The sequence below is a fragment of the Pseudomonas sp. UYEF17 genome, assembly GCF_040546125.1.
Lineage (GTDB): Bacteria > Pseudomonadota > Gammaproteobacteria > Pseudomonadales > Pseudomonadaceae > Aquipseudomonas > Aquipseudomonas putida_Z.
The window spans coordinates 1-19739 of sequence record NZ_JBEPNE010000027.1 but is presented as its reverse complement, the minus strand read 5'-3'; the positions used below and the strand labels follow the sequence as shown (position 1 = coordinate 19739).

Annotated in this window: 20 protein-coding genes and 1 pseudogene; 15 read left to right on the top strand and 6 right to left on the bottom strand. The window is 65.0% G+C overall.

Annotated elements, in window-relative coordinates:
* Window positions 1–156: 156 nt before the first annotated feature.
* Window positions 157–624, top strand: a complete 468-nt coding sequence (locus ABIB24_RS25300; protein WP_274120551.1) for a sterol desaturase family protein — start codon at window positions 157–159, stop codon at window positions 622–624.
* 168 nt (window positions 625–792) lie between these two features.
* On the opposite strand, the gene ABIB24_RS25295 is transcribed toward ABIB24_RS25300, so the two are convergent.
* Window positions 793–1686 (bottom strand): bile acid:sodium symporter family protein, encoded by an 894-nt coding sequence (locus ABIB24_RS25295; RefSeq protein ID WP_025339072.1) that lies wholly within the window; start codon window positions 1684–1686, stop codon window positions 793–795.
* Between the two features lie 184 nt (window positions 1687–1870).
* Between ABIB24_RS25295 and ABIB24_RS25290 the strand changes: the two genes are divergently transcribed.
* From ABIB24_RS25290 to ku, 12 genes and pseudogenes are all read left to right on the top strand, one after another.
* On the top strand, window positions 1871–2734 hold the full coding sequence (locus ABIB24_RS25290) for a Dyp-type peroxidase (RefSeq protein WP_354317502.1): 864 nt from the start codon (window positions 1871–1873) through the stop codon (window positions 2732–2734).
* A gap of 89 nt (window positions 2735–2823) precedes the next feature.
* The gene (locus ABIB24_RS25285) at window positions 2824–3732 is read left to right on the top strand and encodes an aldo/keto reductase (RefSeq protein ID WP_354317500.1); all 909 of its coding nucleotides are present in this window, start codon (window positions 2824–2826) and stop codon (window positions 3730–3732) included.
* 4 nt (window positions 3733–3736) lie between these two features.
* A complete protein-coding gene (locus ABIB24_RS25280; RefSeq protein ID WP_354317498.1) occupies window positions 3737–5020 on the top strand; it encodes an NTP/NDP exchange transporter in 1284 nt (427 codons plus the stop codon).
* A 205-nt stretch (window positions 5021–5225) separates the two neighbouring features.
* A pseudogene (locus tag ABIB24_RS25275) lies at window positions 5226–5345 on the top strand (con-10 family general stress protein); the annotation flags it as partial.
* A gap of 60 nt (window positions 5346–5405) precedes the next feature.
* Window positions 5406–5603, top strand: coding sequence for a hypothetical protein (locus ABIB24_RS25270; protein ID WP_003259932.1), 198 nt, complete (start codon window positions 5406–5408; stop codon window positions 5601–5603).
* Between the two features lie 21 nt (window positions 5604–5624).
* Window positions 5625–6959: an iron-containing redox enzyme family protein gene (locus tag ABIB24_RS25265; protein WP_274078898.1), complete on the top strand. Its 1335-nt coding sequence runs from the start codon at window positions 5625–5627 to the stop codon at window positions 6957–6959.
* Window positions 6959–7912, top strand: a complete 954-nt coding sequence (locus tag ABIB24_RS25260) for a methyltransferase (RefSeq protein ID WP_274078899.1) — start codon at window positions 6959–6961, stop codon at window positions 7910–7912. The genes ABIB24_RS25265 and ABIB24_RS25260 overlap by 1 nt, the downstream gene beginning before the upstream one ends.
* 6 nt (window positions 7913–7918) lie before the next feature.
* Window positions 7919–9025 (top strand): carboxylate-amine ligase, encoded by a 1107-nt coding sequence (locus ABIB24_RS25255; RefSeq protein WP_025339079.1) that lies wholly within the window; start codon window positions 7919–7921, stop codon window positions 9023–9025.
* A 56-nt stretch (window positions 9026–9081) separates the two neighbouring features.
* On the top strand, window positions 9082–9669 hold the full coding sequence (locus ABIB24_RS25250) for a 5'-methylthioadenosine/S-adenosylhomocysteine nucleosidase family protein (RefSeq protein WP_274078900.1): 588 nt from the start codon (window positions 9082–9084) through the stop codon (window positions 9667–9669).
* Between the two features lie 504 nt (window positions 9670–10173).
* Window positions 10174–10719: a hypothetical protein gene (locus ABIB24_RS25245; RefSeq protein WP_170978842.1), complete on the top strand. Its 546-nt coding sequence runs from the start codon at window positions 10174–10176 to the stop codon at window positions 10717–10719.
* A 451-nt stretch (window positions 10720–11170) separates the two neighbouring features.
* Window positions 11171–12076, top strand: coding sequence for an SDR family oxidoreductase (locus ABIB24_RS25240; protein ID WP_137163906.1), 906 nt, complete (start codon window positions 11171–11173; stop codon window positions 12074–12076).
* A gap of 72 nt (window positions 12077–12148) precedes the next feature.
* The gene (ku, locus tag ABIB24_RS25235; protein WP_354317494.1) at window positions 12149–12970 is read left to right on the top strand and encodes a non-homologous end joining protein Ku; all 822 of its coding nucleotides are present in this window, start codon (window positions 12149–12151) and stop codon (window positions 12968–12970) included.
* 165 nt (window positions 12971–13135) lie between these two features.
* Here ku and ABIB24_RS25230 read toward each other — a convergent pair whose 3' ends face one another.
* Genes ABIB24_RS25230 through ligD form a run of 5 tightly spaced genes read right to left on the bottom strand, consistent with a single transcriptional unit; the run spans window position 13136 to window position 18745 of the window.
* The gene (locus ABIB24_RS25230) at window positions 13136–13795 is read right to left on the bottom strand and encodes a glycosyltransferase family 2 protein (protein ID WP_137163908.1); all 660 of its coding nucleotides are present in this window, start codon (window positions 13793–13795) and stop codon (window positions 13136–13138) included.
* Window positions 13792–14391 carry a class I SAM-dependent methyltransferase gene (locus ABIB24_RS25225; RefSeq protein WP_137163909.1) on the bottom strand — a complete coding sequence of 200 codons (600 nt, stop codon included), beginning with the start codon at window positions 14389–14391 and terminating at the stop codon, window positions 13792–13794. The genes ABIB24_RS25230 and ABIB24_RS25225 overlap by 4 nt, the downstream gene beginning before the upstream one ends.
* Before the next feature lie 11 nt (window positions 14392–14402).
* Window positions 14403–15158, bottom strand: a complete 756-nt coding sequence (locus tag ABIB24_RS25220) for a PIG-L deacetylase family protein (protein WP_354317491.1) — start codon at window positions 15156–15158, stop codon at window positions 14403–14405.
* Entirely contained in the window at window positions 15155–16198 is a 1044-nt protein-coding gene (locus tag ABIB24_RS25215; RefSeq protein ID WP_286918771.1) for an acyl-CoA dehydrogenase family protein, read from the bottom strand. The genes ABIB24_RS25220 and ABIB24_RS25215 overlap by 4 nt, the downstream gene beginning before the upstream one ends.
* A 54-nt stretch (window positions 16199–16252) precedes the next feature.
* Window positions 16253–18745 (bottom strand): DNA ligase D, encoded by a 2493-nt coding sequence (gene ligD / locus ABIB24_RS25210; RefSeq protein WP_137163912.1) that lies wholly within the window; start codon window positions 18743–18745, stop codon window positions 16253–16255.
* A 128-nt stretch (window positions 18746–18873) separates the two neighbouring features.
* Here ligD and ABIB24_RS25205 point away from each other — a divergent pair, with 128 nt between their 5' ends.
* Both ABIB24_RS25205 and ABIB24_RS25200 read left to right on the top strand, forming a co-directional pair.
* Complete coding sequence (locus tag ABIB24_RS25205; protein WP_085589667.1) at window positions 18874–19338, top strand: phosphotransferase system, HPr-related protein; 465 nt, start codon at window positions 18874–18876, stop codon at window positions 19336–19338.
* Window positions 19335–19559 (top strand): metallothionein, encoded by a 225-nt coding sequence (locus tag ABIB24_RS25200; protein ID WP_025339091.1) that lies wholly within the window; start codon window positions 19335–19337, stop codon window positions 19557–19559. Before ABIB24_RS25205 ends, ABIB24_RS25200 begins: the two co-directional genes overlap by 4 nt.
* The last annotated feature ends 180 nt before the right edge of the window (window positions 19560–19739 follow it).

Genomic DNA, 19739 nt, shown 5'->3' with positions numbered 1-19739 from the left:
GCCGCGGACCTTACGCCCCGTGGCAGGCCAGGTCAAGGGCAAAAACATGACAATGGCTTCATCCGCAATGGGCCTGCAACCGGTCACGCCTGCATGGAAAAAAATGCGGGCAATCGGTACCCTTGCGCCTTCCCTTGCCATCCCCCGGACCGTTCCATGCTGTTCAATCTCGCCGTGCTGTTCGGCACCCTGGTGGCCATGGAGGGCGTTGGCACGCTGGCTCACAAGTACATCATGCATGGCTGGGGCTGGTGGCTGCACCGCTCGCACCATGAGCCGCAACTGGGCATGCTCGAAACCAATGACCTGTACCTGGTGGCCCTGGGGCTTATCGCCACGCTGCTGGTGGCCCTTGGCAAGGGTGGTTATGCGCCCTTGCAGTGGGTGGGCGGCGGGGTGGCGGGGTATGGCGTGCTGTATGTCGTGGCCCACGACGGGTTCTTTCATCGGCACTGGCCATGCAAGCCACGGCCGGTCAACCGCTACCTAAAGCGTTTGCATCGCGCGCACCGGTTGCATCATGCGGTGAAGGGGCGCACGGGGAGTGTGTCGTTCGGGTTTTTCTATGCACCGCCGTTGAAGGTGCTGAAACAGCAGTTGCGGCGTAAGCGCAGCCAGTTGTGACAGGGACTGGCAGAGCAGCCCACGATGATGCAACTGCACATGACTCATTGAGTCAGCAGGGACCCTGTGGGAGCGGCTTCAGCCGCGAACACCGGCGCAGCCGGTGCCATGCACCGAGTTGGATTCTTCGCGGGTAAACCCGCTCCCACAGGGTACGTGGAAAGGCCCTCAGTTCACTGTTTCACCCTTGGGCTGCGCCGCCACATGCCCGCGGCTCACCCACCAGCCAAACGCCGCCGCGGTGAAGAACATGATCAGGCTGTACAGCGCCGCCGGCACCGCCATGGTGGCGTTGTTCAGCAGCGAAGGGCTCAATGCCAGGGCAATCGCCAAGGTGCCGTTGTGGATGCCGATCTCCATGCCGATGGCAATCGCCTGGCGCTTGGGAATGTTCAGCAGGCGCGGCACCCAGTAGCCCACGCTAAGGCTCAGCAGGTTGAACAGCAGCGCGGCCAGGCCCACCACCGGCGCGTACGCAACCACGGTCTGCCAGTCCTTGGCCAGCGCCAGGACGATGGTGAACGCCAGGAACAACGCGGCCACCAGCTTCATCGGCTTCTCCATGCGCGCGGCGAAAGCGGGTGCGAAGCGGCGAACCAGCATGCCCAGCGCCACCGGCAGCAGGACGATGGCGAACACCTGCATCACCTTGGCAAATTGCAGTGGTATGGCCTGGTCCGATGCCATGAACCAGCTCAGCGACAGGTTCACCAGCAGTGGCATGGTCAGGATCGCGATCAGCGAGTTGACCGCCGTCAGGGTGATATTCAACGCCACATCGCCATGGGCCAGGTGGCTGAACAGGTTGGCCGTGGTGCCTCCAGGCGAGGCGGCCAGCAACATAAGCCCCACCGCCAGGGCCGACTCCAGGCCAAAGCCGTTGGCAATCAGGAAGCACACCAGCGGCAGCAGCAGGATCTGGCAAACCAGGCCTACCACCACCGGCTTGGGGTATTTCACCACGCGGGCGAAGTCGGCCAGGGTCAGCGATAACCCGAGGCCGAGCATGATGATGCCCAAGGCCAGCGGCAGAAAGGCGGTGAGCAAAGGTGATGCGGTCATGGGCGGTCTCTCGGGCGAAGGATCCCGAGGAGTGTAGGTCGGCCCTGATTGATAGCTAATTGCAAAGCGCCAGCCCTTGGTAACCGTTTGTTACCAAGCGCAGCGGCCAGCGAGGCTGTATGCCGCGTTGCAGTAGGCCTGCAGGCGCAGTAGCATTCCCGTTTTTACCGAGGATTAGCCTGTCATGCCGTTCCAGCAAGGTCTGCTTGCCACCCCGGTGCCGGCCCACGCCCGTCACCTGTTCTTCACCCTGCAGTCGCCAGAGGCCCTGCCTGCCACCCTGGATGCCTTGCTGCCGCAGGTCGATGGCGAACAGCTGATCCTGGGTGTCGGCGCCCCGCTGGCCAAGGCCCTGGGCCGTGAAGTACCTGGCTTGCGCGCCTTCCCGCAGCTGGATGCTGCAGTGGAGAACCCCAGCACCCAACACGCCCTGTGGCTGTGGCTGCGTGGCAACGAGCGCGGTGACCTGCTGCTGCGGGCCCAGGCCATTGAGCTGGCATTGGCTCCGGCCCTGCGCCTGGCCGACAGCGTCGATGGCTTCCTGCACCGTGGCGGCCATGACCTGACCGGCTATGAGGACGGCACCGAAAACCCGGTGGACGAAGAGGCCGTGCAAGCGGCCATTGGCGCCGATGGCTCCAGCTTTGCCGCGTTCCAGTTGTGGAAGCACGACCTGGAGTACTTCAAGTCGCTGCCCCAGGCCGACCAGGACAACATCATCGGCCGCCGCCTCAGCGACAACGAAGAGCTCGACGACGCCCCCGAGTCCGCCCACGTCAAGCGCACGGCCCAGGAAAGCTTCGAACCAGAAGCGTTCATCGTCCGTCGTTCGGTGGCTTGGGCAGACCAACGTGGCGCTGGCCTGGCGTTCGTGGCCCTGGGCCACAGCTTCGATGCGTTCGAGGTGCAGCTGCGGCGCATGAGCGGCCTGGAGGACGGCATCATCGACGGCCTGTACCGCTTCAGCCGGCCACTGACCGGTGGATACTACTGGTGCCCGCCCATGAGCGAGACGGGTGTCGACCTGAGCCTGCTGCTGCAAGCCTGATCGCTAAACATCCAGATACAGAAACACCGGGCGCAGTGGGGTACAGCGGCTAGCCTTGAAAGTTTCCGCTTCGTGACGGGAGCTTTTCCATGTACGCACGTCGTGATGTCCTACGTGCGGGTGCTACCTTGGGCTTGCTGGCCGCCAGCCCCTGGTTGCACGCCGCTGCCCCGGCGGGCTTGCTGACCCGCAACGTGCCGAGCACCGGTGAAGCGCTGCCGGTGATCGGTGCCGGTACCTCCGGCAGTTTCGAAGTGCAAGCCGGTTCGGCCCAGTACCAGCAGCTGAAAGTTGTACTGAAGGCGTTCTTCGAAGGCGGTGGCCGAGTCATCGACACCTCGCCCAACTACGGCGGCGCCGACAGCATTCTCGGCCAGCTGCTGGAAGAGGGCGGCTGGCACCGGCAGTGCTTCATCGCCACCAAGATCGCCGCCGACAGCCGGGCAGACGCCCAAGCGCAATGGGCCGGCAGCCTCGAGAGCCTGCGCACCGACAAGGTCGACTTGCTGCAGATCCACAACCTGCGCGACTGGCAGGCCCAGCTGCCCTATGCCCGCGAGTTGAAGCAGCAGGGCAAGACCCGCTATGTCGGCATCACCCATTACCTGAACAGTGGCCAGGACGAGGTCGCCCGCATCGTGCGCAGCGAACCGCTGGACTTCATCCAGATCAACTACTCGGTCAATGCCCCCGACGCCGCCCGCGAACTGCTGCCGCTGTGCCAGGACAAGGGCGTCGCCGTGCTGATCAACCGGGCATTCGACGATGGCCGCCTGTTCGCCCGGGTGAAGGACCAGGCCTTGCCCGGCTGGGCCGCAGAGGCAGGTATCGGCAGCTGGGCGCAGCTCTTTCTCAAGTTCGCCATCAGTCACCCGGCGGTGACCACGGTCATCCCCGCGACCAGCCGGCCCGAGCGCCAACTTGACCAGCTCAAGGCCGGGCACGGGCCGTTGCTGACCCAGGCGCAGCAACAGGCGCTGATCAAGCAGTTTGCCTGACACCATGGCAGCCTGGCGGCGGCGCCTGGACCAGGGGCTGAACATCCAGCCCGGCGAAGGGCCGGCGGTGATCGCCGGTTTGCTGCTGTTCTACCTGTTGTTCACTGGCTATTTCATGCTGCGCCCGGTGCGCGAAACCATGGGCGTTGCCGGTGGCGTGGACAACCTGCAATGGCTGTTCACCGGCACCTTCATCGCCACCCTGGCGTGCCTGCCGTTGTTTGGCTGGCTGGCCTCCAAGGTGCAGCGCCGGTACATCCTGCCCTGGACCTACGGCTTTTTCGCCAGCAACCTGCTGCTGTTCGCCGTGCTGTTTGCCCGCAATCCGGAAGCATCGTGGACGGCTCGGGCCTTCTACATCTGGTTGTCGGTGTTCAACCTGCTGAGCATCTCGCTGGCCTGGAGCGTGCTCGCCGACCTGTTTTCCACCGCGCAAGGCAAGCGCCTGTTCGGCCTGCTGGCGGCCGGGGCCAGCCTGGGCGGGCTCAGTGGCCCCATCCTGGGCACGCTGCTGGTGGCGCCGCTGGGCCATGCCGGGTTGCTGGTGCTGGCCGCGGCGTTGCTGCTGGGCAGCATTGGCGCCACGTTGTACCTGCAACGCTGGCGAACGCGGCATCCACTGCCGGCGCAAGCCGAGCGGGCAGGTTCCCGGCCACTGGGCGGCAACCCGTTTGCCGGTGCCACTGCCGTACTGCGCTCGCCCTACCTGCTGGGCATTGCCCTGTTCGTGGTGTTGCTCGCCAGTGCCAGCACCTTCCTGTATTTCGAACAGGCACGCATCGTCAGTGAAACCTTCACCGACCGTACCCGGCAAACCCAGGTGTTCGGCCTGATCGACACCGTGGTACAGGCCTTGGCCATCCTCACCCAGGTGTTCCTCACCGGGCGCCTGGCCCGCCGCCTGGGGGTGGGCGTGCTGCTGGTGGCGGTGCCGCTGGTGATGGCTGCGGGCTTCCTGTGGCTGGCACTGGCCCCGGTGTTCGCCGTGTTCGTGGTGGTGATGGTGGTGCGCCGGGCCGGTGAGTACGCGCTGGTGCGGCCGGGGCGGGAGATGCTGTTCACCGTGCTGCCCGCCGAGGACAAGTACAAGGCCAAGAACTTCATCGACACCGTGGTCTACCGGGGCGGTGATGCGCTCAGCGGCTGGGTCAAGCGGGGGCTGGATGTGATGGGCGAGTACCCGCAACTGGCGATGTTGATCGGTACGCTGATTGCTTTGGGCTGGGCGATGACCGGAGGTTTGCTGGGAAGGCGACAGGCACGCCTGGAAACCACATCGCGCGACTGACAGGCGCGCCAAATATGCTGATGCCGCTTATTTAATGCCGTTGGTCCGAACGCTTCGCATTAAACCGAATCCGCCGAAATGACCGAACTCCCAACTGGTGTACGGCAGGTAATGCCGTGCATTCCGAAGTCATACGAGGTTTAAGACCATGGCCAACAAAGAGAACAGCCGCACCGGCAACCAGCAAGGCAGCCAAGGTGGCAACAAGAACCCGGGCAACTTTGCCAATGACCGCGAAAAAGCCTCCGAAGCTGGGCGCAAGGGCGGCCAGCAATCCGGTGGTGGCCGTACCAGCGAATCGGGCCGCAAGGGCGGCCGTTCGTAAGTGAGGCTACGCAGTGCCCGGGTGATCGGGCACTGCGATTCTGCACATGAGGAGAACCCCATGCGATTGATCCCTCTCATAGCGCTGGTGGGCACGCTTGGCTTGCTGGGTGGCTGTTTCGACCGAGACAACGACCACCCGGCAAAGGATGCCGACCAAAGCAAACCTTCGCTGCAGATGCAGCAACCCGGCGACAAACCTGCTCCCCAACCTGCGCCGGACCCTGAGCCGATGCCTGGCCAGAAACCCAGCCAATAAAACGCGGACAAGGACTACGGCATGACGGTAATGACCCGCAAGACCGCCGCGGTGATACCAGCTTCGGCAAATGGGCCAAGCCTGAAGGAGCGTTACCACAAGTTGCTCGTGGCCCACGACACCACGAGCGCGGCGTGGCTGAGCGAACAATTGGCACGCGCGCAGCGTTTGCCGGATGACCTGCCTGCCGACCCTGCTCAGCTGGAAGCCTGGAGCGCTAGCCATGCAAGCCAGGTGGCCGAGGCCTATGCCAGTTACCTCGAGCAACGCCGCCAAGGCGCACCGCGGCGCTATTTCGCCAACCGCGCCCAGGCGTTGTGGTTCCTGCAACAAGTGGCGCCCACCAAGGCAGTGGACGGGGCATGGCTGCACAGCACCTTGCGACAGTGGGGCGATCCGCGCTATCACGGCCTGATTCGCACCTACCTGGAAGAACTGGGCGGCGGTGATCCGCGCTGCAACCATGTGCTGATCTACCAACGGCTGTTGAGCCGGTTGGGTTGCCTGGGTATGCCTGAACTAGACGACCAGCGTTACCTGCAGGGCGCCTTGCAGCTGGCATTGGGGCGTCACGGCGATGATTTTCTTCCCGAGCTGATCGGCTACAACCTGGGCTATGAACAACCACCGTTGCATCTGCTGATCACCACCTACGAACTGGCGGAACTGGGCATCGATGGCCATTATTTCCAGCTTCACGTGACCATCGACAACGCGGCCAGCGGGCATGCGCATCTGTCCATCCAGGCGCTACGCCAACTCTGCCCAGCCGACGACGCTGGCCAGTTCTACCAGCGGGTGCGCAGTGGGTACCGCTTGAACGACCTGGGGCTTGATACACCCAGCCTGATCAGCAGCTTCGATCTTGAATCCGAATTGCTGGCGGCACTGGAGCACAAGCGCAATTTTGGCCAGTTCATGCATTCCGACCATTGCCGCCTGCAAAAGCGTACCGTCAACCAATGGCTGGCCGAACCCGGCGCCATGCCCGCGTTTCTGCAGGCCTTGCAGGCGCAGGGCTGGATCCGCCGTGGTGAAGCACCCGCCAACAGCCGCTGGTGGGGGCTCATCGACGGCCCCTCGGCACCGATGTATGGCGTGTTCACGGCGTATGAAAAACAACTATGGCACGACTGGATCGCGGCAGGTTGGCAAGCCCGGGGGCGCCGCGTGCTGCCTGGCAGCTGGGAGGTGCAAGTGCAATCGGATGATGCGCTTTCCACTCCTGCAGCGGACGCCGATATCGAGACCTTGATCGACACGATGTCCGGTAACCGCCATGCAACACCGGAAGGCTTGCTGGCCACTCGGCGCTATATGCGTGCTACCGGCCTTGTTCAGGAGATCACCCGCTGATGCTGCTCGATCCGCAACAGACCCAGGCTGACCAGGCAATGCTGCAACTAGGCAGGCGCTTGCGCGCCGACGGCTACCGCTTCACTTGCGTCACCCCGGCAACCCATGCTCGCGTGAATGCGCGCCCGGAAGCCGGGCAGGCCAGGACAGTGCGCGATGTGTTCGGCTGGAACCGTCCGTTCCGTTCGTCACTGGTTTCTGCCGATGAGCTGGACCAGATGCGGCAGGCCCAGGTACTCGAGGAGCACGGTGATTTGCTGGTCAGCCGCGTGCGCTGGTCCACGCTCGACGACCTGCTGCTGGTGCACTCTGCGTACCCCACCCAACAATCCGACGCGGTGTTTTTCGGCCCCGACAGTTACCGTTTCGCCCAGGTCATCCATGATCACCTGCAACGCACGCCGAAGCGTGTCGAGCATGCCGTGGATATCGGTTGCGGCACGGGTGTCGGCGCCTTGCTGATTGCCCGGGCGGCTCCCCATGCCCAGGTCAGCGCCGTGGATATCAACCCGCTCGCGCTGCGTTACACCGCGATCAACGCGGCATTGGCGGGCCTGAGCAATGTGTCCGTGGAGCCAAGTGACCTGCTCGGCGGCATTACCGGGCTGTTCGACCTTATCGTTGCCAACCCGCCGTACATGCTCGATGCCAGCGAACGTACCTATCGGCATGGCGGCGGTTCGCTCGGCGCGCAGCTTTCGCTGCGGATCGTCGAACAAGCCTGCGAGCGGCTCGGCTCGGGGGGCTCGCTACTGTTGTATACCGGCGTGGCGATCGTCGAAGGCCGGGACGCCTTGCTCGAAGCCATTCGCCTGCGCCTGGCGGGCCCGGCATGGTCCTGGGTGTATCGGGAAATCGACCCGGACGTGTTCGGCGAGCAACTGAACGAACCCGGTTACGAGCAGGTCGAGCGCATCGCTGCGGTGGTGCTCACAGTTACCCGCAACAGCTGAGGCAGCATGGCCCGACCCTGCACGTTCGGCATCGAGGAAGAATACCTGCTGGTGAACCTGGACACAGGACAGGTGCCAGCTACACCTTCGCCGGCCGTGCTGGAGCGTTGCAAGGAGACCTTGGGCCAGCATTTTGCCCAGGAAATGTTCCGCAGCCAGATCGAGGTGGCCTCGCCGGTGTTCGCCAACCTGTTCGAGGCACGCGAGTTCTTCCAGCACAGCCGCCAGCAGCTGAACACAGCGCTGGCCGAAGAGGGCATGGGCCTGTACGGTGCGGCGAGCCACCCCAATGCCGCCTGGCTGCGGCAGAAACCTGCTACCCCGGCGCACTACCAGCAACTGTTCGCTGACTACCGGCATGTGGCGCGGCGCAGCCTGCTCAACGGCCTGCATGTACACGTGGGCGTACCGCCAGGTTGCGACCGCATGCAATTGATCAACCGCGTACTGGGCTGGTTGCCCCTGTTGCTGGTGCTGAGTGCGTCATCCCCGCTGTGGGCAGGCCAGTGCACCGGCTACATGAGCTATCGGCGGGTGATTTGCGGGGAGTGGCCGCACATGGGCTTGCCCGAGCCTTTGCCGGATTGGGCCGCCTACGAGCGCTACCGTGCATTGCTGCAACGCACAGGGTCGCTGGCCGCGGATGGCGACTTCTGGTGGGCGATTCGGCCTTCGCGGCGCTTCCCGACGGTGGAGCTGCGCATCTGCGATGGCTGCCCGCGGCTGGAGGACGCGCTGTGCATCGCTGCGCTGTTTCGTCACCTGGTGGAGCACAGCATCGTGTACCGGCATGACCCGGCGGCCTGCAACCGCGAACAGCGCTGGATCACCCAGGAAAACTACTGGCGCGCCATGCGTCATGGGCGCCAGGGCGAGTTCATTGGCCTGCATGAGCAACAGCCGGTCACGGCCGAAGGTTGGTTGGCCCAGCTGCAGGAGCAGTTGCCGATCGACACCGCAGACGCCGAGCGCGCCTTTCACCATGCACAACGCCTGCTGCGTGACGGCACCCATGCCGATCAGCAACTGCAATGCCTGGCTCAGGCCAGCGCTGCCGGCCTGGGCAGGGCGCAGGCGTTACGGGCCGTGGTGGCCGCCGGGGCTTGCAATTAGTCGGGGTTTGCCGAAAATGGCCGCGCCTTTCGCAGCCACTCGGAACCACCTGCGCCATGATGCTGATCAAGCAATTCCCCGACATTCCCCTGGACGACACGTTGTTTGTCTTCGCCCTAGAAGCCGAGGCCGGCGATGTATTCGCTGACGTCAACACCGTGTTCACCGGCATCGGCAAGGTCAATGCCGCCATCGCCCTGACCAAGGCCATTGCCGCGCGCCGGCCCAGGCTGATCGTCAACCTCGGCTCGGCCGGCAGCCAGCGCCATGGCAAGGGCGAGGTGGTGTGCTGTACCCGCTTCGTGCAGCGCGACATGGACGTGACCCCGCTGGGCTTCGCCCGCTACCAGACGCCTCTGTCGGACATCCCGGTGGTGCTGGAGCATGGGGCGCAAATCCCCGGCCTGGCCCTGGAGACTTGCGGCAGCGGCGACAGCTTCGAGATCAACCATGGCGATGCACCTTATGACGTGGTCGACATGGAAGCCTACGTGCTGGCGCTGATCGCACGCGGCGAAGGCATCCCGTTCGTGTGCCTGAAATACATTTCCGATGATGCCGGCAGTGACGCGGCGCAGGACTGGGCGGTGCAGGTACACCTCGCGGCTGAGGCTTTCAGGCAGGTGCTGTTCAGCCAGGCGTGACTGCTAGCTTGATTGGGGCTGCTTTGCAGCCCTTCGCGGCGGTTCGGCGTCCCGACTTGCCCGCTCCCACAGGTTTGGTGCCATGCTCAGGATATGCGCGGTTCCTGTGGGAGCGGGCACGCCCGCGAAGGGCCGCAAAGCGGCCCCAACAGTCCTGAAACGTACCTTGGCCTGATATTCGGTCCTTTGAACTCAGGGAGACAGTACTAGTCTGAATATGTGGGAATATTTCCCACGCAAAGATGCTGACTGGCTCTGAAGGATCGTGCGAAACCGAAGCTGCTCGCTGACACTGCAGATCTATGGCCGCGCCGGTTGGCTGTCCGCTCCATGGGCGGTTGCGAACTCATTGGTCATTGCGTTCGATACGGAGATGACGACGCAACTCCAAGCGGAGGTGCATCATGTTGCTCAAGAAATGTTTGTTGGCATTGGCAATAGGTGGCGTCCTGTCGGCCTCGACCGTCCTGGTGCCCGACTACATCGGTAGTTTCTCCAGCGTGTATGCCAAAGACGGTGGCAGCGGCGGCGGTGGTGGTGGCCACGGCGGCAGCGGCGGTGGCGGTGGCTCTGGAGGTGGCGGCGGTCACGGTGGTGGCAGCGGTGGTTCTGGAGGCGGCGGCGGTCACGGTAGTGGCGGCGGTGGTTCTGGAGGCGGCGGTGGTCACGGTGGTGGCAGCGGTGGCTCTGGAGGCGGTGGCGGTCACGGTGGTGGCAGCGGTGGCGGAGGCAGTGGTCACGGCGGTGACGGCGGTGACGGCGGTGGCGGTCATGGCGGCCATGGTGGCCCGGGGGCCGGCGATGGTGACCATGGTGGCATGGCCGGCAGAGGCCCAGGCGATGCGCATGACAACGACAACGACAACGACAACGATGCGGCAGATGCCGCCAGGGACGCAGCCCGAGACGATGCTGATGCAGCCAGAGACGCTGCAAGGGCTGAGGCAGATGCCGCCCGGGATGCGGCAAAAGCTACTGCAGATGCCGCCAGAGACGCTGCCAGAGCCGAGGCGGATGCAGCCCGCGACGCCGCAAAAGCTGCTGGCGTAGCCGGCGCAGATGAAGCCAGAGACGCTGCCAGGGCCGCGGCAGATGCTGCCCGCGACGCAGCCAGAGACGAAGCTGATGCCGCCAGAGATGCTGCCAGGGCTACGGCAGATGCCGCCAGGGACGAAGCAAAAGTCGCTGCCAATGCAGCCAGAGACGCTGCAAGGGCGGATGTGGACGACGCGCCAGATGCTCCAGACGCGCCAGATGCACCGGATGCGCCAGATGTCGACGCAGCTGAGGTACGGAACTAGTCACTTTGAGTGACGTATCGACCGCTGGTCAGTGTTTGGGCCAGTCGGAAAAAACCATCGATGGCGGTTTACCTCGAAATCGGTAGAACGGCCTTCGCGGGCTTGCCCGCTCCCACAGGACTACCACCAGTTTCAATACCTGTGGGAGCGGGCAAGCCCGCGAATGGGCCAACACCGGTTTCACCAGAGGAGTGGCCCCCATGCCCAGCAAACCGCACGACCAGTTCAGCATGCAGAACCCGCTGACCCAGTACCCGCACCCTCCGTTCCCGGCCCAAGGCCAGCCAGCACCAGGGCTGGACGCCAACATGCAGCCCGAACCAGACCACGGCGAAACCACCTACAAGGGCTTTGGCCGCCTGGCGGGGCGCAAGGCGCTGATCACCGGCGCGGACTCGGGCATCGGCAGGGCCGTGGCCATTGCCTTCGCCCGCGAAGGTGCCGACATTGCCCTCAATTACCTGCCCATCGAACAACCCGATGCCCGCGAAGTCATCAAGCTGATCGAAGCCGAAGGCCGCAAGGTGGTGGCCATTGCCGGTGACCTGAAGGACGAGCAGTTCTGCAAGGAACTGGCCGACCAGGCCCACGAGCAGCTCGGCGGCCTGGACATCCTGGTCAACGTCGCCGGCAAGCAGGAGGCGCGCAAGGACATCAGCCAGGTCAGCCACGAGCAGTTCGACCACACCCTGAAAACCAACGTCTACGCGCTGTTCTGGCTGTGCCAGGCGGCCGTGCCGCTGATGCCGGCGGGGGCGACCATCATCAACACCGCCTCGATCCAGTCCTACCAGCCTTCGGCCACCTTGCTCGACTATGCCACCACCAAGGCCGCGATCGTTGCCTTCACCAAGGCCTTGGCCAAGCAGGTGATCGAGCGCGGTATCCGGGTCAACGCCGTTGCCCCAGGCCCCATCTGGACCGTGCTGCAGCCCAGCGGTGGCCAACCACCGGAGAAAATCCCCGACTTCGGCGCACATACACCGATGAAGCGACCGGGGCAGCCCGCCGAATGTGCGCCGGTGTATGTGTTGCTGGCCAGCCAGGAGTCCAGCTACATCACCGGCGAGGTGTTCGGCGTGACCGGCGGCAACCCGCTGCCGTAGGGCGGGGCGGCTAAACCTTCGCCGCCCGTTGCAGTCGATTCAGGTATTGGCAGGCAACCTGGGAGCACCTCCATGGCTAGGGCAATCTGGAAAGGCGCCATCAGTTTCGGCCTCGTGCACATCCCCGTGGCCCTCAACACCGCGGTGCGCACCGAGCGGGTCGATTTCGACTGGCTAGACAAGCGCAGCATGGAACCGGTCGGCTACAAGCGGGTGAACAAGGTCACCGGCAAGGAAATCGACAAGGACAACATCGTCAAGGGCGTCGAGTTCGAGAAGGGCCGCTACGTGGTGATCAGCGAGGAGGAAATCCGCAAGGCCCGGCCCGAGGCGACCCAGACGATCGATATCTTTTCCTTCGTGGAGGCCAGCGAGATCCCGCTGCAGCACTTCGACACGCCGTACTACCTTACCCCCGACCGCCGTGGCGGCAAGGTGTACGCCTTGCTGCGGGAAACCCTGGCAAAAACCGGCAAGGTGGCGCTGGCCACGGTGGTGCTGCACACCCGACAGCACCTGGCGCTGTTACGCCCGCTGGATGATGCGCTGGTGATGATCACCCTGCGCTGGCCCGAAGAAGTGCGCGGGCTGGAAACGCTGGAACTGGACAGCAGCGTCACCGAGGCCAAGGTGGACAAGCGCGAACTGGACATGGCCAAGCGGTTGGTGGAAGACATGAGCGGGCCCTGGAAGCCCGCGGATTACCACGATGCCTTCCGCCAGACCATCATGGACCTGGTGGAAGAGAAGGCCAGCAAGGGCAAGATCGAGACTGTGGAGAAGGGCGAGGCGACGGAAGCGGGGAAAAGCGCCGACATCCTCGACCTCACCGAACTGCTCAAGCGCAGCCTCGGTGGCAAGAAGCCGGCGAAGAAGGCACGCAAGGCGTCGTGAACCATGTTTGCCTGCTTGATTGGGGCTGCTTTGCAGCCCTTCGCGGGCTTGCCCGCTCCCACAGGGTTGGTGCGAGGCTCAGAAATGCGCGGTTCCTGTGGGAGCGGGCAAGCCCGCGAAGGGCCGCAACGCGGCCCCAAAATGCGTACGCGAACACAAGCCTCATCAAACCTGCGTCTGCAACCCCGTTAGATAATCGCCAAACCCTTCGCGGGCGCGGCTGTCGCGCCGGCTGCTGGTGGCCACGCTGTGCCTGGCGGTCCATACGATCTGCGCCCCACTGGCCTGCAGGTCGCTGACCAGTTGCACATCCTCATGCGCCGCCAGGGGCTGGAAGCCGCCCACCCGATCATAGGCGTCGGCACACACACCCAGATTGGCCCCATGCACATGCCGATGCCCCTCACGTGCCTGGTAACGGCTTTGGTACAGCTTGCGCAAGGCCGCTGTCTGCCAGGGTTGCCAGTACTCGACGTGCACCGTTCCGCACACCACCTCGGCCCCGCAGGCCAGTTGCGACAGCAGCCAGTGCGCTGGCACCCGGCTGTCGGCATCGGTGCAGGCCAGCCACTGCGCGCCGCGCTCGACCATGTATGCCGCCCCCACCCGGCGGGCCATGCCGACGTTGCCGGCATCCACCGTCAGTACCTGTACACCGAAACGCCTTGCCACGGCGGCGCTGCCATCGCTGCAGCGGTCCAGCACCACCAGCACCTCCACCTGGTGCCCCGCCTGCTGCGCCTGCAGGGCGGCAGCCAGTACTGCCCGCAGGCAGCGCCCAAGGCGCCGGGCCTCGTTGTGGGCCGGGATCACCACGGCAATCATGGGCAGGTCTCGTCGAGGTCGACCACGCTGGGCTGAGAGGCCCAGTACTCCAGCACGAAGTCCGCCTCGTCATGCTGGAACTGCAGATACAGCGGAAGGTGCCGGGCCAGCATGCGGTGCACTTCACGCCCGTCCTGCGGGCAACCGGCTATGGGATGCTTCCAGTGGCAGGCCAGCAGCCCGCCGTCGTAGGTCAGGCTGGCCACCGACTGTTCGATCACCTGCAACCAGTCAGTCGGGTCGAGGTAGTAACCCACCTCGCTCAGCACGATCAGGTCGAAATGCCCACGCGGCCAGTCCGAGGGCAGCCGCGCCAGTTCCACCGAGACATTGCTCAGTCCAGCCAAGCGTTCACCGGCCAACGCTACCGCAGTAGGGTCCAGGTCCTGGCACAACAGGTTGGCACAACGCTCGGCCAACAAGGCGCTGAGCTCGCCATTGGCGCAAGCCGGCTCGAACACGCGCTGGTAGCACTGGCGCGGCAGGCTGGCCATGACCAGCTCGCGCTTGCGCTTTTCGTACCAGCGGGTGCGAAAGGCCCAAGGGTCTTCACTGGTGGCGTACAGGTCGGCGAAATACTGTGGGTCGAGGCTCATGACAACTCCATTTACAGGAACACCAGTTCGAAAGGTTGCAGCAGACAATCCAGCAAGTTCGGCGGCAGTACGGGCGGGCGCTGGCCATCCGGCTCCAGTTGGCTGACATGGGCGGCCAGGGCCTTGCGCTTGCGGGCCACGCTGGCCTCGTCCAGCTGGATGCGGTGGGCCCGCGGCCAAGGCAGGCGCGGGTCATCCGGTTGCGCCCAGTGCCAGGCCCACACGGGTACCTCCAGGCATTGCACCTTGCGCATCCGCGCCGCCTGCGCCGCAGCCCGGCCCACTGCCTCGTGGTCACAGTGGCCATCGCCGCTCCAGGTGGCCATCAGCAGGTCGTCAGGCCTGAGCAACTGGCTCAGGTGGTTGAGCAGAAACGCCTCGTCACGTGGCAACGCGCCGTCTTTGAGGTGGAGCCGCCGCCAGTCCAGGCGGCCGAGGTCGAGGTCAAGCTGTTGCAGCGCATGGCGGCTTTCCAGCGGCCTTTGCCGGCGCAGGCGGTGTTCGCTCCAGTGGGTAGAGCCGGGGTGGCTGGCTTCACCATCGGTGGCGGAGATCAGCACCAGGTCGTCTTCCCGGCCATGAAAGCCCGCCAGCAGCCCGCCGGCCATGAGAATTTCATCATCGGGGTGCGGAGCCAGCAGTACCAGGCGGCGGCCTGGCGGGCACAGCTGCTGCGGGGTGATCCAGGTGGCCCTGGCCAGGTGCGCGGCCTGCTGCCAGGCCGCCCACGGCGTACCGCTGTTCGCCTGGATCAGGTTCTGCCTCATAGCTGCCAGACTCCCGCCGGCCGTTGTGCCAACTGCTCGCCGAGCGCCGCCAGGTCGCGCTCGGCATGGCTCTGGCGCAGGAACACCGGCAAGTCGGCGCTCAGCCGGGCAAAGTGGTTGTCGCGACAGAAAGGCGTGGCGCCCAGCGCCCGGCCGACGTGGTGGATCACCTGCTCCACGGCCTGTTCCACCTGGGCGCGGGTGCGGCGCACTTCGAAGCTGGCGTCTGCGCCTGGCTGGCGGTCGATCCACGCCGCGCATTCGCGCAGTGCCGCCCTGGCGCCGTACAGGGCGGCGTCGACCGCGCCCAGGTGAGCATCGGCATGTGGGTCGAGGCGGGGGTTGCGGCAGTGTTCGCGCAGGTAATCGGCCAGGGCTTCGGCGGCGCCGTACCAGCAGGCCGCAATGCCAGCGCCGCCATGCCAGAACCCGGGGCGTGACAGGTATTGCCCGGGGCGGCCGATGGCGATGCCAGGGGTATGGTGGAATTCGACTTCGACACTGGCGGTGGTGGCCATGCCGATGGCCTGCCAGCGGTCTATCGCAAGGCCCTGGCTGGGATGGGACAGTTCGATGGCCACCAGCTGGGGCTGGTCGTGCTGGTCCCAGGCCGTGACCAGCGCCCGGTCGATCTGCAGTGCGCCTGAGCACCAGGCCTTGCGACCCTCCAGGCGGACCTGGTCGCCATCTCGGGCGACGATGCAGGCGCGGGCATCCGGCGGTTCGGCGGCCCACACGCCCCATATACCCTCGGCAGCGTGGTGTGCCGCAGCGCATTCGGCTAGGATCGCCAACGCGTCGGTGTGGCCCTCGTACAGCTTGGCCAAGGCCAGGTCACAGCCTGCCACCCGGGCCAGGGTTTGCCAGCGGCGTAGCGTATTGCCCTGGCCGGGCAGGGGCAGCAGGTCGAGGTGGTCGGCTTGCAGTGCCTGGATCAGCTGCGGCAATTGGGTATCCAGGTTGAGCGGTTGCTGCCGCTCGCTGAAGGCTCGCAGCAGGCGATCGAGGTTGGTCAGGTCAAAATCCTGGACGATGCTCATGGGCTCGGCTCCTTGGTGAGGCACTGCGGGCGTAGCGCTGCAGGCAAGCCGTCATCAGGCCAGTCCCAGCTGCTTGCGCATGCCCACGGTGATCGATTGCCTTGTCTTGCCATACTCCGCCCAGGGGTCGTCCACCTCGCCCAGGCGTTCAAGCACGTTGCCGATGTTCCACTGGTTGGCGCCCTTGAGTTGCGGCAGTTCCTCGCGCCAGATCGGCACGGATACCGGCAGGCCTTCGCGGGCGCGCAGGGTATAGGCGCAGGCGGTGGTCGCGCCTTTGCCGTTGCGCAGGTAGTCGATGAAGATGCGCCCGATGCGATTCTTGGGCCCGGACACGGCACTGAGCCTGTCGGGGAACAGCCTGGCCAGGTAATCGACGATGCCGTGGCTGAACGCCTTGACTTCATCCCAGCTGGCCCGCCGGGTCAGGGGCACGACCAGGTGCATGCCTTTGCCGCCACTGGTCTTGAGGAACACCTTCAAGCCCAGTTCATCCAGCAGCGTCAGGGCCAGTTGAGTGGCTTCGAGCATGGCCTTCCACGGCAGCGCCGGGTCCGGGTCGAGGTCGAGGACGAAGCGGTCGGGCTTGTCGAAGTCCTTGTCGGTGGCGTTCCAGGTGTGCAGCTCGATCATGTTCATCTGCACGGCACCCAGCAAGGTGTCGGCGCGGTTGATGACCATCGCCGCCTGGCCGGCCTCGGCCTTGTCGTAGCTGAGCACGTTGGGCAGATGCAGTTGGCCGGCGTTCTTCTGGAAGAACAGCTCCCCGGCCAGGCCATCTGGCGCGCGCACCAGCGCCACCGGGCGGTGCTCGAGCTGGGGCAGTATCCACTGGCTGACGGCGGCGTAGTACTCGGCGACCTCGCGCTTGGTAACGCCGCTGGTGGCGTCGACCACCCGCTCGGGGTGGGTCAGGCGCAGCTCGCCCAAGGCCTCGGGGGCCTTGGCCTGCTTGCGCTTGGGCAGGGTCTTGGCGGGCATGCTGCGCTCCAGGTCGATGGCGGTAGCCGGTTTGTCATCACGCAGGCCGTGAAACACCGAGTGGCGCACGATGCCGTCACGGGTCATCTGGGCGTAGGCGACTTCGGCCAGCAGTTGCGGTTTCAGCCAGTGCACGCCCCGCGCTTCGGCCCCGGTGGGCGGGTTGGGCAGGGCCGGCCTGGCGATTTCCAACGGTTTCAGCCGGGCATGGATGCTGGCCAGTGTGGTGGCACTGAAGCCGGTGCCGACCTTGCCGGCATAGCGCAACTCGCCGCTGTCGTTGTCGTGCAAGGCCAGCAGCAGGGCGCCGAAACCGCTGCGGCTGCCTTTGGGGTCGGTGTAGCCGACGATCACGAACTCTTGGCGCTGCTTGCACTTGAGCTTGATCCAGTCGGGGCTGCGGCGGCCGCTGTAGGGGCTGTCGACGCGCTTGCCGATCAGGCCTTCGAGTTGCAGCCGGCAGGCACTGTCGAGCAGGGAATCGACGGGCTGGTCAAAGTCGGCGGAGTACTTGAGTACGTCCGATTCGTTGTGTTCCAGCAACTGCTGCAAAGTGTTGCGCCGGTCCTGCAGCGGTAACTGACGCAAGTCCTGGCCGCCCAGGAAGGGCAGGTCGAACAGGTAATAGGTAATGTGCTCGTCATGCTCGGTGTCGAAAGCGTTCTGCAGCGCCTGGAAGTCCGCCGCGCCGTCTTCGCCGGCCACCACCACCTCGCCATCGAGCCAGGCCGAATCGAGGCCCAGCGCACGCAAGGCGGCAACCTGCCTGGGCATCTTGCCGCTCCAGTCATGGCCATTGCGGGTGAACAGACGCACGTCATCACCGTCGATGCGGGCAAGGATGCGGTAACCGTCGAACTTGACCTCGTAGCGCCAGTCGCCACTGGGCGGGGAGTCGACCAAGGTCGCCAGTTGTGGTTGCAGCTGTGCCGGCAACGGCACCTTCCGGCCTTTGCTGGTGGTTTTGCGACGTGGCGCGGCGGCCTTTTTTGCTGCCGGCTTGCGCGGCACCAGCGTGCGGTCGCTGAGCACGCTGTCGGGCTGGGCGTCGACGATGCTGTAGTCGGCTTCGCTGCGCGCCTGGCTGTCGTGCGACTTGACCAGCATCCACTGCTCCTTCTTGCCGGCCAGGTGGGTGCGGAACAGGTTCCATACACCGCCGAGCTTTTCGCCTTGCAGGCGAAAACGCAGTTTGCCCTTGGCATAGGCCTCATGCGCATCACCTTCGGGCTCCCAGATGCCCCGGTCCCACACGATCACGTCGCCCGCGCCGTAATGGCCTTCGGGGATATGGCCTTCGAAGTCGGCGTAGTCCAGCGGGTGGTCCTCCACGTGCACGGCCAGGCGGCGCACCTTGGGGTCCAGCGACGGCCCTTTGGGGATGGCCCAGCTTTTCAGCGTGCCATCGAGCTCCAGGCGGAAGTCGTAGTGCAGGTGGCTGGCATCGTGCTTCTGGATGCAGAACTGCAGCGCATGGGCCCGCTTGCCACGGCTGCGCTTGCCGCTGGGCTCGGGCGTGGCATTGAAGTCGCGCTTGCGCGCATATTCCTGCAGGGGCTTGGCCATGGCGGGCTCCGGGCGGTTCGCAGTCTCTAATCTGGGAGGCAGCGGCCCGGGCGGTAGTTCAAAAAAACTCTGAATCTTCCAGCATCTCGTGCAGTCGACCGAATGAAGCCACCTGACGGAGAACGCACATGGCCCGAGCAGATGAACCGAAGCCGTATACCCCCACTGAAATCGACGACACCGAAGACCGCATGGGCAGCGTGCATGAACTGGACTTCGACGAGCGCCTGGATGAACGCGAGGGGCGTGTGGGTGACGAGCGACCGGCCGCGGACGTGGCCCGCGAGTTCCCACCGCGGCGCGTGGCCGAAAGCGGCATGACCGGCGGCGAGGCGTTGAGCGACAGCCTGCACGAGGACAACGTCACTTACGACGACCTGAGCCCGGACACCTTGCTGGATGAAACCGGTGCCCGCGACCCGCATGAACCGGGCGGCAGCGGCGGCCCTGCAGACAAGACCCTGCGGCGGGTTGAGGCCAACGAAATTGGCGGCGGCATAGGCCTGGACGAAGCCGAACTGGCCCGCTCCGCGCCGCTGGATGGAGAGCCCTGGGCCGATGATGTGATCGATGACGAGGAGAGCAAGCCATGAACGAGGTACGTTGTGCCTGTGCGCATTGTTCCTGCACCGTGGATGCCAATGCCTTGCAGCTCGAAGGCAAGGTGTATTGCTGCGAGGCCTGTGCCAGCGGGCATCGCAATGGCGAGCCGTGCCGGATGCCTGATTGCCACTGTGGTGAAAAGACCGGGGAAAGCGCGGTGGACAATGCGCTGGACGAGACCTTCCCGGCGAGTGACCCGATTTCGCCCTGAACATCGCCGTCTCATAGGTTCTGCATAGGTCTATGGGGCTGTGATGATCCTGTAGGAGCGGCCTTGCGTCGCGAAAGGGCCGCAAAGCGGCCCCGGCAATTTTCCGTGCGAAGCTGAAATCCTGGGGCCGCGTTGCGGCCCTTTCGCGACACAAGGCCTGAGAACTTTAGAGAAAGGCGG

What these genes read in the sequence shown, in the direction of transcription:
- ABIB24_RS25265 (WP_274078898.1), top strand. Translation starts at nt 5,625, where the DNA reads ATGACGGTAATGACCCGCAAGACCGCCGCGGTGATACCAGCTTCGGCA.
- ABIB24_RS25250 (WP_274078900.1), top strand. Translation starts at nt 9,082, where the DNA reads ATGATGCTGATCAAGCAATTCCCCGACATTCCCCTGGACGACACGTTG.
- ABIB24_RS25225 (WP_137163909.1), bottom strand. Translation starts at nt 14,391, where the DNA reads ATGAGCCTCGACCCACAGTATTTCGCCGACCTGTACGCCACCAGTGAA.
- ligD (WP_137163912.1), bottom strand. Translation starts at nt 18,745, where the DNA reads ATGGCCAAGCCCCTGCAGGAATATGCGCGCAAGCGCGACTTCAATGCC.
- ABIB24_RS25285 (WP_354317500.1), top strand. Translation starts at nt 2,824, where the DNA reads ATGTACGCACGTCGTGATGTCCTACGTGCGGGTGCTACCTTGGGCTTG.
- ABIB24_RS25230 (WP_137163908.1), bottom strand. Translation starts at nt 13,795, where the DNA reads ATGATTGCCGTGGTGATCCCGGCCCACAACGAGGCCCGGCGCCTTGGG.
- ABIB24_RS25300 (WP_274120551.1), top strand. Translation starts at nt 157, where the DNA reads ATGCTGTTCAATCTCGCCGTGCTGTTCGGCACCCTGGTGGCCATGGAG.
- ku (WP_354317494.1), top strand. Translation starts at nt 12,149, where the DNA reads ATGGCTAGGGCAATCTGGAAAGGCGCCATCAGTTTCGGCCTCGTGCAC.
- ABIB24_RS25255 (WP_025339079.1), top strand. Translation starts at nt 7,919, where the DNA reads ATGGCCCGACCCTGCACGTTCGGCATCGAGGAAGAATACCTGCTGGTG.
- ABIB24_RS25260 (WP_274078899.1), top strand. Translation starts at nt 6,959, where the DNA reads ATGCTGCTCGATCCGCAACAGACCCAGGCTGACCAGGCAATGCTGCAA.
- ABIB24_RS25290 (WP_354317502.1), top strand. Translation starts at nt 1,871, where the DNA reads ATGCCGTTCCAGCAAGGTCTGCTTGCCACCCCGGTGCCGGCCCACGCC.
- ABIB24_RS25200 (WP_025339091.1), top strand. Translation starts at nt 19,335, where the DNA reads ATGAACGAGGTACGTTGTGCCTGTGCGCATTGTTCCTGCACCGTGGAT.
- ABIB24_RS25295 (WP_025339072.1), bottom strand. Translation starts at nt 1,686, where the DNA reads ATGACCGCATCACCTTTGCTCACCGCCTTTCTGCCGCTGGCCTTGGGC.
- ABIB24_RS25240 (WP_137163906.1), top strand. Translation starts at nt 11,171, where the DNA reads ATGCCCAGCAAACCGCACGACCAGTTCAGCATGCAGAACCCGCTGACC.
- ABIB24_RS25205 (WP_085589667.1), top strand. Translation starts at nt 18,874, where the DNA reads ATGGCCCGAGCAGATGAACCGAAGCCGTATACCCCCACTGAAATCGAC.
- ABIB24_RS25220 (WP_354317491.1), bottom strand. Translation starts at nt 15,158, where the DNA reads ATGAGGCAGAACCTGATCCAGGCGAACAGCGGTACGCCGTGGGCGGCC.
- ABIB24_RS25245 (WP_170978842.1), top strand. Translation starts at nt 10,174, where the DNA reads ATGCCAAAGACGGTGGCAGCGGCGGCGGTGGTGGTGGCCACGGCGGCA.
- ABIB24_RS25215 (WP_286918771.1), bottom strand. Translation starts at nt 16,198, where the DNA reads ATGAGCATCGTCCAGGATTTTGACCTGACCAACCTCGATCGCCTGCTG.
- ABIB24_RS25270 (WP_003259932.1), top strand. Translation starts at nt 5,406, where the DNA reads ATGCGATTGATCCCTCTCATAGCGCTGGTGGGCACGCTTGGCTTGCTG.
- ABIB24_RS25280 (WP_354317498.1), top strand. Translation starts at nt 3,737, where the DNA reads ATGGCAGCCTGGCGGCGGCGCCTGGACCAGGGGCTGAACATCCAGCCC.